The organism is Photorhabdus sp. S10-54 (genome assembly GCF_963878145.1).
Classification (GTDB): Bacteria; Pseudomonadota; Gammaproteobacteria; order Enterobacterales; family Enterobacteriaceae; genus Photorhabdus; species Photorhabdus kayaii.
In genome coordinates this window covers 38136-53360 of the sequence record NZ_CAWNXG010000035.1, presented here as the reverse complement: position 1 = coordinate 53360, position 15225 = coordinate 38136, and the positions used below count along the sequence as shown (strand labels likewise).

The window sequence follows — 15225 nt, the reverse complement described above, 5'->3', positions numbered from 1 at the left end:
CTTTCCGGCAAATAAAAGTAATAGATCAAAATTGGCGATTACCGTCAACCCCACCGATGTCATCAATACAAAAAACCTGTGTAAGATCACACTATTTTTAAATCAGAAATACGGTGCGGAATGACGGATAAATGAAATTAGGCCTAATAGAGATGTGAATGTTATCTTATAGGTCTCACTGTTATATTCGTTATATGTAATTCTTCCCAATTCGAATAATGAAAAACTGGCAATGAACAATAGTATAATCCCAATTAAAGAATTATAGCTAAAAATAGACAAAAATCTGGAAATTTTGGTATGATCTTCCTCTGATCTAACTTTACTATCTAACGTGTATTTTATGGTTTCATTTTTTGTTTCCAATTCTATATCTTTAGTTTCATGAAGATGTGATAGTAGAATATCAATTTGATATTCTATTTTTAATTTTGAAATTATATCTTCTAAATCAAGTAATAACTTAGAATCCCAGCCAGTCCTATTTACATCGAAATAAATATGGCCTTTATAATTATTAATTATAGCCATATATACATTCCTTGCGGCAAAAATAAGATTTAATTGTCCTCTTGACAGTTCGTTAATGTTTGAACTCATATTAATATACTTATTAATTTGGAAGATTTCATAACATAGCTTATTTAATATGCTCCTATTGATTAACTCTTTTGATAAAAATATATTCCCCAGAATGGTTTTTTCAATAAAACCTTGTGTGCCATCCAGGTTATAGTATTCCTCTGGCTTGTATTGGTAATTCTTATGTCTACTGATAATTGATAATTGATAATTGATAATTGATAATTGATAATTGATAATTTGGCCAGATAACCATCATAAAATGGTGTTAGTAATCTAATTAAACCAAGATATTCGCCAACCAGAATTAGAGAATATAAAAGAATGAGTAATTTGTCACTATTGTCTATTTCTTTACCAATCAGGATTATAAAAAGGACAGGAATAACTTTTAAAAACGCATTTGATGCAATATCTACAGCTCGCCATAATGAATCAATGCGTTTTATTTTTTCTTCAGTATCAATAATTCTATTCAAGCTTAGAAATTTTCCCCCTTGGTACCCAGTTAACAATATAGCAGTCAGGGCCTCAAAGTTATCTCCAATAAATCCATATCTTAGCTTCCTTATCTTTGCTAGTTTCTTAGAAAGATGGACTCGTTTTTTAAATAGAAAAAATGATAATGGTATCAATATAGAACACAATGATAGTAAGCCAACTGTACCCTCTTCAATATTAACAACCATGAGAATGGAAAGATAGATAAAGCAAATTACCCTAGATATAATCAAAACAACACTAGTGTCATACGAGGAGTAATTTACAATGTCGTGTTCATTCTGCTGAGCATCTTTTTTGCTTGTAAAACAGTCATCAAATGTTGAGAGAATATAAGCCTGTTTTTTAGTAATAAGGAACAGGCTTATGTTATTAATTACACTTAAGGTAGGTCTCAATATTACAATTAAGAAGATAATCAGGCCAACATTACTTGCCTCTAAACCATTAGTCAAAGGCAGTGTTATTATGTAAATTAATATGGAAAATGAAAAAAAAAGAAGATAATAAATTAATTCCTGTTTCAATAGGAAACAAGATAAAAGTACTATATTGCTTTCTTAAATCATTCTTAATTGCAGAGATATTCATTTTCTACCTTATTTTTGTGAGATATATTCTTCGTATACTTTAAGTGCTAAATCAGGCCTTCTTTGTTCTCCAAAGTATTTATAGAAAAACACAATAATGTTCTCATATATTCCACCAAGATACCAGCTACGTATACTCGTCCCTGCTAAGTCCCAAATTTGTATTTTACCTAAACATAGGCCAACGAAATCTTGAATATATATTTCAACACCAAATGGATATTCACTTAAATAGTTATCATGTGTGTAAGTCTTGGTAAATTGACAGGATGATACAGAATAAACATATCCAAAATCTTTATCTTTAAACTTTATTAGAATCCGGTTATCACTCAATTCACCATTTACATAGTTATTCATTGAAATTGCTAATCGGCCAACCAAAGGATCAATAGCTAGAGCTCGAGCCATGTCAGTTAGTTCATTTTCAATCGTAGCTAACCCATTTTTTTCTTCTGTTTCACTAAGTTCACCGAGTACAGGAATAAATGGGCTGAGCTCAACGCCAGATTCTTCATCCCTGTACTTAATTAGCTTATTTTTTAGATTTAAATGTTTGTTTTTATTTAGTTCTATCCAGCCAGACAAACTGATTGAAAGCTTTCAATCTATAACTTCTATTACTTCACCTGGATATGGTCCACAAACATTTTCTTTAATTGATAATTGGTTGGCAATTTCAGACAATACCTTATTATATGAGAATAGGAATGGGCCATAATTCTCTCTTGGATTTATAAATCCATTGCCACAAATCAATATCTTAGTTTCCTCAGGGATGCCATCAAGATAGTCTATTAATATAGAGTTAAGTAATTTGACTCCTCTATAATTCTTGCCGCTAAGTCTTGACGATTCTAGTGGTAGCAAATTTGTATATGCTCCTTGAGCTTGTTTTGGTGTACACTGTGAATTATTTGCTACTATGATCCACTGTGGATTTGGGTATTGATCACCGATCCCTTCAATGTACTCCTCGCTGATTATTGCATCCACTGCTATAAAACCGTTACATTTTTCTTCATCAACATCTGATACTAAGTATTGAGTTACCCTTGACTCCCATAATATTGTTTCATATGGAGCAGAGAATGGCTTTATTTTGATATCTTTTACTCTTATTTCTTCTTTAAATGAATGTAATATGACATTATGCCCTAGGTGCTCTAAAGCTGTTTTTATACAGATTGGCATAAGTAGTGATATATAAATAGTTGTTCCCTTTGGCAGTATTGACAGAGTATCGATGTCGAAATGATCAACATGTTCATGTGATATAAATACAGCATCGATTGATGGCATATTACTTACATCAACGTTTCTTGGAGGGTATATTTCGAATTTTATATATCGGGTGTTCCCCATTGTTGAACCTAAGACAGGAACAATCAAAATATTTGTATTTTTGTGAGAGATTAGCCAACTTTGATGACCGACAAATGTTAATTGCATACATCACTCCATATATGGCAAAACAGCAACCTGTGTAGGTTGCTGTTAACCTAAAAATTAATAGTGGTAAGCAGCGATAGCGTCAGATTTTGAAGTCTGACTTTTGGAGTTTTTCTTTCCTTTTACTTGTTTAAGTAAACGTATTAATTTAACTTTTTCTTTATCACTCATATTTTTCTCTTTTAATCGATGATGTTGCCTAGTTCATTGGAATAAAAAAGAATACGTGGTTTTGCATAGTACTCCAAGAGAGTGTTAGTAAATTATTTTGATGTTTTTGGTCAATGATGACCTCTAAGATATGAGGTAAATGTCACATAAATTATGTTTTATATACTTTATTTAACCGATAGGTGAGTTGGGGCTTGTTGACTAAAAGAGAGTGAAGTTTATTGTTGGACCAGAGTTTTGGTAGTGTAAATTCTTTATTGAGAAAGCATCATAATTCCTAATGAAAACTGTAAGTAGTAGTAAATAGTACTTAGCTAATGTAAGTCCTACAGTGTTGTCCCATTTAATCAAGCATCAGTAAACAAGCTAATGTGCTTGATGTCTTGGTAAAATGTCAATCTTCAAGTTAAAACGCTTTGCTATTGATGTACAAGATTGTGTATAGAAAACCAAGTAGCGAGGCAGAGGAGAAAATCGACGACGCTGGCGCAAACTTTGCTTTCTGTCCATATGATTGCTCGTTAAGTTATTGGTGATACAGATTCACTCTGATAATTAACTATTTTAATTGACCGGTTATTCATTGAAGTATCATGAATTATCGTTAACTTTCAAATTCTTCAATAGTTACTTGCAACGATAATATTTTCCCATCGCGTAATAAAGTGACAGGAACAACGCTGCCGGGGCGTATTTCAGCCACTTGATCCATTGTTTCAACCGCAGAAATAGCGGGTTTATTATTGACACTGGTAATGATATCACCCACTTTGATACCGGCTTTCTGCGCTGGCCCGTTTGCAGTCACCTGAAATACTCGTAGCCCTTGAATCTGGTTAATATTGCCGTTAGAAGAGCGAATATGTGGCAGCTCTTGTGACGTTATGCCGATAAAACCCCGGATAACCCGTCCGTCACGGATAAGTTTCTGCATAATTTTAGTGGCGAGTTCAGTCGGAATAGCAAACCCCAATCCTTCTGGCGTTTCACCATTTTCACTTTTATCGAATGATAATGTATTGATACCTACCAGCTCACCAAGGGTGTTAATCAGTGCACCGCCGGAGTTACCTTGATTAATGGAAGCATCAGTTTGGAGAAAGTTTTGGCGGCGGGTAGGGCTTAATCCAACGCGACCGGTAGCGCTAATAATCCCTTGAGTAATGGTTTGCCCCAAGTTGTAAGGGTTACCAATGGCGAGAACGACATCTCCCACATGCGCGACTCTATTTGGATTAATCGTTATGACAGGCAGGTTCTCGGCATTAATTTTCAGGACAGCAAGATCCGTTAAGCTATCAGAACCTATGACCAGAGCTTCATAAAAATGACCGTCTTGCAGTGCAACAATAATTTGTCCTGCATTATTAATGACGTGTTTATTGGTAAGGATGTAGCCCTTATCGCTCATGATGACGCCAGAACCAAGGGTATGGTTTTCCCGACCTTGATGAGAAAAACTCCCCATGTTGCTGCTGTAGACGTTAACCACGGCGGGCGCCGCCCTGCGGACACCTTTATTAAAGCTGAATGGAACTTCGTCATTACTATTGCTGGTAATTGCAGATATCAGCCCGCTAGGGCGCAGCGATGGAATGGTAATCAGTAAAATTACAGCGACAAGTAATCCTAAAAAAGCAGAGCGCAGCAACTTGGCAATCATGGGTATTATTCAGTGTGAGTTAATGAGTCATGGCAGGATAACATAGAAATTAACAGACACCGCATTATGCTGTATCTACTTTTAGCGCTTCGATTATCACTATTGAGTTTTCATTAATAATAAAACGAAAAAATTTGTACTGACAGTTTACATGGGTATTAAACTTTTTTTATCGCATTTTGCTACAACCGGAGGGGTTTTAACGCTGTTTTCACTGTCTTTAACTTTTCGTTTTAGCGCTTTTTATTTACTTCGTAATGTTAAGATTTACTCAGATTAAATCATGTGAGGTGTCGTTTTTTATGTGATCTGAAAGCAAGGAGTGACAGAAACTTTCACTCATTTAGCCCGGTCACATAGTTACCTATGCTCCCGGGGATTCACTCCCTTGCCGTAGCGATGCATCTTGAAATCCATAGGGTATATGATAAAACAGTGGTTAAAAAGCCGTTTATGGTCTGTCAGTGTAGTTTTAAAATCTGGAAAAAATAGGTGAAAGCTTTAGTCAATAAAGGTAAAAATAAGTGATTAAGGCTTTTTTAAAACGGGTAAAAAATTCAATGCCATACTGACATTGGAAGAGAAAACATCAGGAAAAACCGGTCTTGAATTGATTAACAAAGTGACAGTATTAATCCAATAATCAGAATGAAAATGTTTAATATTATTAACCGCACTAAACTAATTTTCTTAAATAAGAGATTTTACATGGTTTGTAAGAAGTTTACGAAAAATCAGAGGCAATCATTAAAGAGGGCCGATAAATTTTTAGGTTGACTAGATTAGCAGTATTAAAAATGATTAAAGAAATAGGCATTGATCTTAATATTATTAGCATATCTGTTATCTGCTCTGGTTTTAAAACTAAAGAATTAAATACAGGAAAAAGAGAAAACCTCATAATCAGTTTAATGGAAAAGAGGAAGTTAAATCTTTGGAAGGAAACGAAAGAACATTAGGTTTATAAAATCTGCTTAATGATAACCATTTATTGGATGCACTTTTGATTAAAAAAATAGGAAAACTCTAAACATAAGAATCGTTTTACAGGTTACATTTTTTTAACATGATTAACTCGCTATTTTTACTTGTATTTCTCGTTTTTAGCAATCGTAGGCGCTTTTTTAGGGGGGATAGGTCTATGTGTGGCAGAATTATGAAACGTTATTTAATGCCAGCTTTTTAAAAGGTATAGAGTGAATTAAAGATGGTTTATTCCTTGCTATGATCATTTAAAAGTGAGTATACAGAGAAATTAGAGATTTTATATAAAAGGAGAAGGCAGGTTTAACTTAATAGATGCCTTTTTATAAGGGCATTTAATTACATTTAATTAAATGCTATTAACCATTAACAGAAAGTTGAAAAGAAATCAGCAGGTAAAAGAATATTATTCAGCATGTTGATATTAAAGTGTTTTCTAACCGTTATTTTACTGAGAAAATTATAAACATAACGCAATAAAAAGAGGGATAAAACGGTTAATGTGGTAGGATTTAACTGCTAAACAGAAAGTTAATTATCGGAAAAAATATAAAGGGATATCTTTAACATTATCAAGTTATTTACTGTCATAATTTATGCGGAAAATAAAGGGTTACGGCCTATAAAAAACTTTCAGAATTGAGAGTAAACAGTATCAGAAAAGATAAAAAAGCGGATATGATTAACGTTGGTTAAATGTAAAATACGATATGCCATGATGATTAAACTTAATAAAAATCAGGTGTTAAAAGTGGTAAAAACAACGTTTAACACCTGATGCCGATTAAAAGCAGCGGTTAAAACAATGGTTTATATTTTTTCATAACTTAATGCGTCCTTCTTCCACAATATCCAGTCGTTCGATGAAAAAATCAAAGTCAGCTTTTTCTTGTTGCAAAAAGGAATTCCAACTGGGTTTAGCTGGTTGAAAAATAATGGTATCGCCTTCACGAATAATTTCCAATACATTCACTCCTTAGAAATTGAGATAGCCAAGTATAAAACATTTTTACTAATGGAAAAACAAACCTCATTATTTTAAATAGGTTGATCAGCACCATAAGACACAGCGTTACGCTGTGCCTTAAATGGAATTGGATCGATTTTTACTAAAAGTATTAATTTCTCAGTAACAGATAGATACTCTCTTCTCCGCGAAGAATGTTCAGAGCTATGACGGGTGGTTTAGAATCAATAACTTTGCGCAGTTCATTAATGTTCTGTACCCGTTCATTATTGATCCCAACAATCAGGTCATTTTTCTGTAAGCCAGATAACACCGCCGGTGAGTTTTGAGCAACACTATCGATTTTCACACCGTAAGTCCCTTTCACTTCACCATTGCTTAGGGTTGCACCTTGCAGGGCAAGGGTTAGATTTCCGGCTTTGGTTGTTTGACCTTCACTGTTTTCCAGCGTAACAGAAACCTCCATTGGCTTACCTTTACGCAATAAACCAATTTTAATTTCTTTACCTGGTATCGTTGTGCCGATTTTGGCTTTCAGTTCAGCAAAGCTACTAATCTTCTTACCCTCAACGGAAATAAGAATATCGCCAGATTTAATACCTGCTTTCGCTGCTGCGGATTTTGGTAATACTTCACTGACAAATGCTCCGCGCTGGGCGTCAATATTGAATGCCTTAGCGATATCGGAATTCATTTCAGTACCTTTAATACCGAGGATACCGCGTTTTACTTCACCATGCGCGATAAGCTGCTCGCTCAGGGTTTTTGCCATATTACTTGGGATTGCAAAGCCGATACCGATGTTACCGCCGCCTGGGGCCAGAATAGCAGTATTGATACCGATTAATTCACCATTCAAATTAACCAGTGCGCCACCGGAGTTGCCACGGTTAATAGAGGCATCTGTTTGGATGAAGTTTTCCAATCCTTCCAGATTCAAACCGCTACGCCCTAACGCAGAGATAATGCCGGAAGTTGCAGTTTGACCAAGGCCGAATGGATTACCAACTGCAACAGCGAAATCGCCAACTCGGAGCTTATCAGAATCGGCCATAGTAATTGCAGTTAAATTCTTAGCATCTTTCAGTTGCAGCAAGGCAATATCTGTCTGAGGATCGCGGCCTAATAATTTGGCTTCATATTCACGGCCATCATTCAATTGCACACGGATTTTATCTGCATTCTCAATAACGTGATTGTTGGTTAATATATAACCTTTGGCAGCGTCAATGATGACACCTGAACCAAGCCCTTGGAATGGGCGGGTACTTTCACGGCCCATTGGGAGATTTGGGCCAAAGAAGAACCTGAATTCTTCAGGTATACTCTGTTCCTGTTGTACCTGCGTACCAGAGACATGCACGCTGACAACCGCAGGCAGGACTTTTTCAAGCATCGGTGCGAGGCTTGGCAACGCCTGACCGGCGATAGCAGCAGGCAAAGCAGCATTGCTAATCGTAGGGACAGAAATTGTAGACAATCCGATACTGATGGCTAATGCACTAAGGAATAAGTGTTTTCTTTTCATCTAATTTTGTTCTCTTGTATACCTAAGCCGAAGGCTAATTGAGTTAATTCTGGCAAGCTGCCATGATTACTCTATGACTGTTAATTATTAAATAAAGTTCATCGGGCAAACAGATTTAGCATGATTCTTTACAGGTATTTACATGATTGAAAAACAAAAAAACAAAACTTGTAGGTAGATAATAGATTTTACATTTGAATTAATGCTGTGGCACACGATGTGCCACAGCAGGGTATTTACTGGTTTTTTTCATTCATCGGACGAAACAGGCCGGAAGCGCCATCGGAATAATCTCTTGGTGGCATTTTAACCGGAGATTGATCATTATCCGCTTCTGACTCAGTCAATCGATAATTAAATGGATTTTCTTGTGCTGGCATATTCGGCATCAGTTCATGAGAGCTTTTAGCCATATGTTGATATAACTGACGATAATCGCGAGCCATATTGTCGAGTAATTCTGCACTACGGGCAAAATGACCAACTAATTCTTTACGGTACTCTTCCAGTTCTGATTTATTATTCTCCAGTTCAGTTTGTAAGGCTTTTTGCTGGCGCAGCTTAGTGTTACCAAAACGCATAACTAGCGCTCCGATAGCAAAACCAACCACCAAGCCAATCAGTGCATACTCCCAAGTCATAGCTACTCCTTCATCGACATCGTTGTTCCGCAGAATGTTTCACTTAATTATCGTCACTATAACCGTTAATCTAGTTAGAGTGGAATATTGATCATGATTTACATTTGCTTGTAGATCTTATTGTGGACCTTATTGTAGACAATTGATCCGGTAATAAGGTCAATCTGAATCATAAAAACGATAAAAAACGGGCGATTATTTTAAGGATTGTTATTGTTATGCCATCATTGATTACCCCTTCATCATACTATCAAGAAGCCCTTTCTAAGGGTAAATACCAACCAGATGATGTTCAGCGCCAAGTTGTAGCGCAATTGGATACCATTCACAATACTCTGATTAATGCTTCTCCCGGCAATCCCGTAAGGCGACAAAGCTTGAAAAGGCGTCTGAGTAAACTGTTAGGAAAGCAGGCTTCAATGAGCTGTGCGCCTGTTCAAGGGCTTTATATGTGGGGGGGCGTTGGTAGAGGGAAAACTTGGTTAATGGATATGTTTTACCAGAGTTTACCCGGTGAAAGAAAACTACGTTTGCATTTCCATCGTTTTATGCTGCGGGTACATGAAGAATTAAAGGTATTGCAAGGGCATGAAAATCCGCTGGATATTGTGGCTGATGGTTTTAAAACGGAAACAGATGTACTTTGCTTTGATGAATTTTTTGTCTCCGATATTACTGATGCTATGATTCTTGGTACATTGTTGGAAGCGCTGTTTGTCAGGGGGATTACCTTGATTGCAACGTCAAATATTCCTCCTGATGAACTCTATCGTAATGGTTTACAGAGAGCTCGCTTTTTGCCTGCTATTGAGCAGATCAAAAAATATTGTGACGTGATGAATGTGGATTCGGGTATTGACTATCGGTTGCGCACGTTGACTCAAGCTCATCTCTATTTCACACCGCTGAATGAAGATAATGAACGCGCGATGGATCGAATGTTTACTCTTTTAGCCGGTAATAGCGGTGAACAAGCCGCTGTATTGGAAATTAACCACCGGCAGATGCCCGCGATTCGTCATGCTGACGGTGTATTGGCAATTGGATTTAAAGTTTTGTGTGAAGATGCGCGTAGTCAGATGGATTATATTGTTTTATCAAAACTTTATCACACGGTTTTGTTATATCAGGTTCCAGCGATAATGCCGGGTAATGAAAATGCTGCTCGCCGTTTCCTGGCACTGGTTGATGAATTTTACGAACGCCGGGTAAAATTGATAATTAATGCGGCGGTGCCGATGGAGCAAATTTACCAAGGGGTGTTGTTGGTTTTCGAATACCAGCGTTGCTTATCCCGTTTGCAAGAGATGCAAAGTGAAGAGTATCTGAAATTACCTCATTTACCTTAATTTTGTGTTCACCCGTATATTTCAGACTCAAAACTGATTTTAAATATTCAAATTGGGGTCGATTTTTATTTTTGACTTCTCTATAATCTTGCAACCCCACGTTACGGCAATGTTTTTTTCCCAAAAACTTGCAATAGTGCCGGCATAGGCTATTCGAAGGGGTAGGTTTGCTGGACAAGAGTCGTGTGAACCTCAGCAAGTTTCTGAACCTTGAGTGTTCACCAACGTGTAACTTATTATTGGGTAAGCTTTAATGAAAACTTTTACAGCTAAACCAGAAACCGTAAAACGCGACTGGTATGTTGTTGACGCAGATGGCAAAACTTTAGGCCGTCTTGCAACTGAAGTGGCTAGCCGTCTGCGCGGCAAGCATAAAGCGGAATACACTCCGCATGTTGATACCGGTGATTACATCATCATCGTTAATGCAGAAAAAGTTGCAGTCACCGGCAACAAGCGTTCTGATAAAATCTACTATCACCACACCGGTCATATCGGTGGTATTAAGCAAGCGACCTTTGAAGAGATGATTGCCCGCCGCCCTGAGCGTGTAATTGAAATCGCGGTTAAAGGCATGCTGCCAAAAGGGCCGCTGGGCCGTGCAATGTACCGTAAACTGAAAGTTTATGCAGGTAGCGAGCACAACCATGCGGCACAGCAACCGCAAGTTCTGGACATTTAATCGGGATTATAGGCAATGGCTGAAAATCAATACTACGGCACTGGTCGCCGCAAAAGCTCTTCCGCACGTGTCTTTATTAAGCCAGGTAGCGGTAATATCGTCATCAACAAACGCAGCCTTGAAGTTTACTTCGGCCGTGAAACAGCGCGCATGGTTGTTCGTCAGCCGCTGGAGTTGGTTGATATGTTGGGTAAACTGGATCTGTACATCACTGTTAAAGGTGGTGGTATTTCTGGTCAAGCAGGTGCAATCCGTCACGGTATCACCCGCGCACTGATGGCGTATGACGAAACTCTGCGTTCTGATCTTCGTAAAGCTGGCTTCGTTACCCGCGATGCTCGTGAAGTTGAACGTAAGAAAGTTGGTCTGCGTAAAGCACGTCGTCGTCCACAGTTCTCCAAACGTTAATTTTTTGTCTTTATGGCAATTATTTAATGTGCAAACCCGTCTTTGTGGCGGGTTTTTTACTTAATTATCCACACACTTCCCCCAAAATGTACAAAATCTGGTAAACTAGTGCCAATTTTTGCCTCATCCATTTGTCTGCCTACTATCTGAACGGTAGTAATTGCGTTGAAACGGTAATGATTGCGTTGAAACGAAAGTAATTGTGTTGAGTAGCGCATTCCGTATTCACCGTTGTGGCGTAGAAACATAAGGGATGAGAATGAATGAGTAAGAATAGTCGTGGTCGTGTGGGGCTATTCATTCCCTTTTTAGATAAACTTGGAGGTTTTCATGGCTGTCGCTGCCAACAAACGTTCGGTAATGACTCTGTTTTCAGGCCCGGCCGACATTTTTAGCCATCAAGTGCGAATTGTATTGGCGGAAAAAGGTGTCAGTGTTGAAGTTGAGCAGGTTGAGGCAGGTAACTTGCCACAGGACCTTATCGATCTGAACCCTTATCAGACAGTTCCGACTTTGGTTGATCGTGAGCTGACGCTATATGATTCCCGCATCATTATGGAATATCTGGATGAACGCTTTCCTCATCCACCATTAATGCCTGTATATCCAGTTGCCCGTGGTTCCAGCCGTTTGATGATGCACCGCATCGAAAAAGACTGGTATTCCCTGATGCATACTATTGAGGAAGGCAATTCTCAAGAGGCCAATACTGCCCGTAAACGATTAGCAGAAGAGTTGCTAGCAGTGGCGCCAATATTTAAAGAGATGCCATTCTTTATGAGCGAAGAATTCAGTTTGGTTGATTGTTATCTTGCTCCTTTACTGTGGCGTTTGCCGGTATTGGGTATAGAATTACCGAGTTCTGGTACTAAAGATTTACAAATTTACATGCAGCGTGTCTTTGAGCGTGATGCATTCTTGGCTTCATTAACCGAAGCTGAACGTGAAATGCGCTTGCAATCCAGGAGCTGATTTATGGAGCTGTCTCAAATGTCTCCCCGTCGTCCTTATTTGTTGCGTGCTCACTATGAGTGGTTACTCGATAATGATATGACTCCGCATCTAGTTATAGACGTGACTTTACGTGGAGTTAATGTACCAATGGAATATGCCCGTGATGGGCAAATTGTGCTGAATATAGCGCCGAGAGCTGTTGGTAATCTTGAGTTAACCAATGATGAAGTACGCTTCAATGCCCGTTTTGGTGGTGTTCCCCGTCGGGTTAATGTACCGATGGCGGCAGTTATTGCGATTTATGGCCGTGAAAATGGGGCGGGAATGATGTTTGAGCCTGAAGCAGCTTATAAAGATGAATATCTTTTTAAATCCGCTTCAGATCAGGATAAGGCTGATACCTCTGCATCCGCGACAGATAATCTGGTATTAGTTACGGATGCATTGCCCGGTGCTGGAGATGATAGTGGAGCTTCACCTGATGATGAGCCACCAAAACCGACAAGAGGGCGCCCTGCTTTACGGGTAGTAAAATAAGCGTTAAAAGAGGGGGCGGTTTGCCTCCTTATTTTTTCAAATTCATTGATTAGAATTCTGTATTGTAGGCTTTTTCTAATTCCCAAAAACAATCTTCTGCTCCGTTTTTAGCTTTGGAATCTGTGATAGCGCCTAAGCTCTTTTTAACCTTATCTACAAATTCTATTTTATTCTCTCTGGTCCCCAGTTCTGGTGGGATTGTGCAGATATCAGCCAATGATATATTGTTTTCTTTATCTACGTTAGCAAGGACTTCAACAGGATTATTAATTAATGCTAGGGATAATGCGTAGCGAACTTCTTTGGCAAAACCTAGGTGTATGCTTTGCGTTAATTTAAAAGCCAGTTTTATCCATTTACTATCACCAGTAGAAATGTTGTGAGTGATTTCTTGTTTGGCTCCTATTTCACCTAATTCTGCCACTACAGAATTGGTACCTCTATTCATAATTTCTTTATTAATATTTTCAGATGTTAAGGGCTGTGATAAAGCAAGTGCTGTATGACTGATAAACAGCATTGGAGATAATAAAGTTAAGGTTTTTATTAGCTTCATTAATATTTCCAGTATTTATAGTTGAATAAGCATCGTGATATTTGTGTCGGTTAATTAGAATATTTTATTTAAAACCCACACTAATGAGAATGAATATTCCAAAATATTATGTATGACAGTAATAAGTGTGGAATGTTCATTAAATACACTTGTTTTTTGTGTAAGAGTAATTCAATTAATATAAATTATCGAACTGATGATAGAAAGAGTTGGGAGCTGAAAAGCTCCCTTGGTTGATTAGATATTGAGATAATCAAGAATGCCTTGCGCGGCTTTACGCCCCTCGGCAATTGCGGTTACAACGAGATCTGAGCCACGAACAGCATCTCCACCAGCAAATATCTGCGGATTGCTAGTTTGAAAGGGAGTGTCTGAGTACTCTGGTGCGACAATGCGTCCTTGTTTATCCAAGGTTACTTGGTGATCACTTAGCCAGTTCATGGTATGTGGTTTAAAGCCAAATGCCATGATCACTGCATCGGCCTTAAGCAGGTGTTCCGAACCTGCGATAATTTCAGCTTGGCGGCGTCCATTCTCATCAGGTTGACCTAATTGAGTCCGTACCATTTTTATGCCACAAACTTGACCTGAATGGTTGATTTCAATCCTGACCGGTTGCAGATTAAACAGAAATTCTACACCTTCTTCCTTGGAATTTTTGACTTCACGCTGAGAGCCTGGCATGTTGATTTCGTCACGACGATAAGCACAGGTAACTGAAGCTGCTTTTTGGCGAATAGCCGTTCTGACACAATCCATTGCAGTATCGCCGCCACCAAGCACCACGACCCGCTTACCTTGCATATTGATGAAAGGTTGCGATTGTAGGGCGGGATAACCCATCAAATGCCGGGTATTGGCAGTCAGAAATGGCAGAGCATCATAAACACCATCAGCATCTTCATTTGCCAGCCCCCCACGTATTGACTGATAGGTTCCTACACCAAGAAATACCGCATCAAACTGCTCAGTCAGTTCAGATAAGGCAATATCTTTGCCTATTTCAGTATTGAGCCGGAATTCAATTCCCATCTCAGAGAAAATTTCACGGCGGCGTATCATGACCTCTTTTTCCAGTTTAAACGCCGGTATGCCAAAGGTGAGTAATCCACCGATTTCCGGGTGACGATCAAAAACAACGGCTTGTACGCCATTACGAGTCAATACATCAGCACAAGCTAGCCCAGCAGGGCCAGCACCAATAATCGCAACCTGTTTGCCCGTTGGCTGAACTTGTGACATATCGGGCTTCCAGCCCATAGCAATCGCTTTATCATTGATGTAGCGTTCAATATTACCAATGGTTACTGCACCGAACTCATCATTCAGAGTGCAAGCGCCTTCACAAAGGCGATCCTGTGGACAAACACGACCACAAACTTCCGGCAGGCTGTTTGTTTGATGAGATAAATCAGCCGCTTCCATAATACGTCCTTCATTGGCAAGTTTAAGCCAATTGGGAATGTAGTTATGAACAGGACATTTCCATTCGCAATAAGGGTTACCACAAGAAAGGCAGCGATCAGCCTGTGTCTGTGCCTGATTTGCTGAAAATGGTTCATAGATTTCCACAAATTCTATTTTACGGATTTTTAGCGGCTTTTTAGGCGGATCGACGCGTTGTAAGTCGATAAACTGATATACATTCTGGCTCATCTTG

The 15225-nt window shown here is 38.5% G+C and carries 14 protein-coding genes and 1 pseudogene; 5 read left to right on the top strand and 10 right to left on the bottom strand.

Annotated features, from left to right (window positions below; genetic code table 11):
- Positions 1–102: 102 nt before the first annotated feature.
- The 8 genes and pseudogenes from AACQ83_RS17385 to zapG all read right to left on the bottom strand — a co-directional run bounded on the left by AACQ83_RS17385 (position 103) and on the right by zapG (position 9079).
- Entirely contained in the window at positions 103–531 is a 429-nt protein-coding gene (locus AACQ83_RS17385; protein WP_112878892.1) for a hypothetical protein, read from the bottom strand.
- A 131-nt stretch (positions 532–662) separates the two neighbouring features.
- Positions 663–1538: a hypothetical protein gene (locus tag AACQ83_RS17380; RefSeq protein ID WP_146747914.1), complete on the bottom strand. Its 876-nt coding sequence runs from the start codon at positions 1536–1538 to the stop codon at positions 663–665.
- Between the two features lie 144 nt (positions 1539–1682).
- Positions 1683–2261 (bottom strand): hypothetical protein, encoded by a 579-nt coding sequence (locus AACQ83_RS17375; protein WP_112878890.1) that lies wholly within the window; start codon positions 2259–2261, stop codon positions 1683–1685.
- 15 nt (positions 2262–2276) lie between these two features.
- Positions 2277–3125, bottom strand: a complete 849-nt coding sequence (locus tag AACQ83_RS17370) for an MBL fold metallo-hydrolase (RefSeq protein WP_112878889.1) — start codon at positions 3123–3125, stop codon at positions 2277–2279.
- Positions 3126–3900: 775 nt separating this feature from the next.
- Positions 3901–4959, bottom strand: coding sequence for an outer membrane-stress sensor serine endopeptidase DegS (gene degS / locus AACQ83_RS17365; protein ID WP_112878888.1), 1059 nt, complete (start codon positions 4957–4959; stop codon positions 3901–3903).
- Between the two features lie 1804 nt (positions 4960–6763).
- Positions 6764–6919: pseudogene (locus AACQ83_RS17360) on the bottom strand (type II toxin-antitoxin system VapB family antitoxin); the annotation flags it as partial.
- A gap of 142 nt (positions 6920–7061) precedes the next feature.
- Positions 7062–8438: a serine endoprotease DegQ gene (gene degQ, locus AACQ83_RS17355; RefSeq protein WP_112878887.1), complete on the bottom strand. Its 1377-nt coding sequence runs from the start codon at positions 8436–8438 to the stop codon at positions 7062–7064.
- A gap of 236 nt (positions 8439–8674) precedes the next feature.
- Complete coding sequence (gene zapG, locus AACQ83_RS17350) at positions 8675–9079, bottom strand: Z-ring associated protein ZapG (RefSeq protein ID WP_011148149.1); 405 nt, start codon at positions 9077–9079, stop codon at positions 8675–8677.
- A 218-nt stretch (positions 9080–9297) separates the two neighbouring features.
- On the opposite strand from zapG, the gene zapE reads away from it, so the two are divergent.
- From zapE to sspB, 5 genes are all read left to right on the top strand, one after another.
- Positions 9298–10428, top strand: a complete 1131-nt coding sequence (gene zapE, locus AACQ83_RS17345) for a cell division protein ZapE (RefSeq protein ID WP_112878886.1) — start codon at positions 9298–9300, stop codon at positions 10426–10428.
- A gap of 253 nt (positions 10429–10681) precedes the next feature.
- Complete coding sequence (gene rplM / locus AACQ83_RS17340) at positions 10682–11110, top strand: 50S ribosomal protein L13 (RefSeq protein WP_112878885.1); 429 nt, start codon at positions 10682–10684, stop codon at positions 11108–11110.
- Positions 11111–11125: 15 nt separating this feature from the next.
- Positions 11126–11518 carry a 30S ribosomal protein S9 gene (rpsI, locus tag AACQ83_RS17335; RefSeq protein WP_011148146.1) on the top strand — a complete coding sequence of 131 codons (393 nt, stop codon included), beginning with the start codon at positions 11126–11128 and terminating at the stop codon, positions 11516–11518.
- Positions 11519–11848: 330 nt separating this feature from the next.
- Positions 11849–12490 (top strand): stringent starvation protein SspA, encoded by a 642-nt coding sequence (sspA, locus tag AACQ83_RS17330; protein WP_058589205.1) that lies wholly within the window; start codon positions 11849–11851, stop codon positions 12488–12490.
- A gap of 3 nt (positions 12491–12493) precedes the next feature.
- Positions 12494–13009, top strand: coding sequence for a ClpXP protease specificity-enhancing factor (gene sspB / locus AACQ83_RS17325; RefSeq protein ID WP_112878884.1), 516 nt, complete (start codon positions 12494–12496; stop codon positions 13007–13009).
- Positions 13010–13058: 49 nt separating this feature from the next.
- On the opposite strand, the gene AACQ83_RS17320 is transcribed toward sspB, so the two are convergent.
- Positions 13059–13565, bottom strand: a complete 507-nt coding sequence (locus tag AACQ83_RS17320; RefSeq protein ID WP_112878883.1) for a hypothetical protein — start codon at positions 13563–13565, stop codon at positions 13059–13061.
- A gap of 237 nt (positions 13566–13802) precedes the next feature.
- On the bottom strand, positions 13803–15221 hold the full coding sequence (locus AACQ83_RS17315; RefSeq protein ID WP_112878882.1) for a glutamate synthase small subunit: 1419 nt from the start codon (positions 15219–15221) through the stop codon (positions 13803–13805).
- Positions 15222–15225: the final 4 nt, after the last annotated feature.

Coding starts and splice junctions, on each gene's coding strand:
- AACQ83_RS17385 (WP_112878892.1), bottom strand. CDS start 531: ATGGCTATAATTAATAATTATAAAGGCCATATTTATTTCGATGTAAAT.
- AACQ83_RS17370 (WP_112878889.1), bottom strand. CDS start 3,125: ATGCAATTAACATTTGTCGGTCATCAAAGTTGGCTAATCTCTCACAAA.
- degS (WP_112878888.1), bottom strand. CDS start 4,959: ATGATTGCCAAGTTGCTGCGCTCTGCTTTTTTAGGATTACTTGTCGCT.
- degQ (WP_112878887.1), bottom strand. CDS start 8,438: ATGAAAAGAAAACACTTATTCCTTAGTGCATTAGCCATCAGTATCGGA.
- zapG (WP_011148149.1), bottom strand. CDS start 9,079: ATGACTTGGGAGTATGCACTGATTGGCTTGGTGGTTGGTTTTGCTATC.
- zapE (WP_112878886.1), top strand. CDS start 9,298: ATGCCATCATTGATTACCCCTTCATCATACTATCAAGAAGCCCTTTCT.
- rplM (WP_112878885.1), top strand. CDS start 10,682: ATGAAAACTTTTACAGCTAAACCAGAAACCGTAAAACGCGACTGGTAT.
- rpsI (WP_011148146.1), top strand. CDS start 11,126: ATGGCTGAAAATCAATACTACGGCACTGGTCGCCGCAAAAGCTCTTCC.
- sspA (WP_058589205.1), top strand. CDS start 11,849: ATGGCTGTCGCTGCCAACAAACGTTCGGTAATGACTCTGTTTTCAGGC.
- sspB (WP_112878884.1), top strand. CDS start 12,494: ATGGAGCTGTCTCAAATGTCTCCCCGTCGTCCTTATTTGTTGCGTGCT.
- AACQ83_RS17320 (WP_112878883.1), bottom strand. CDS start 13,565: ATGAAGCTAATAAAAACCTTAACTTTATTATCTCCAATGCTGTTTATC.
- AACQ83_RS17315 (WP_112878882.1), bottom strand. CDS start 15,221: ATGAGCCAGAATGTATATCAGTTTATCGACTTACAACGCGTCGATCCG.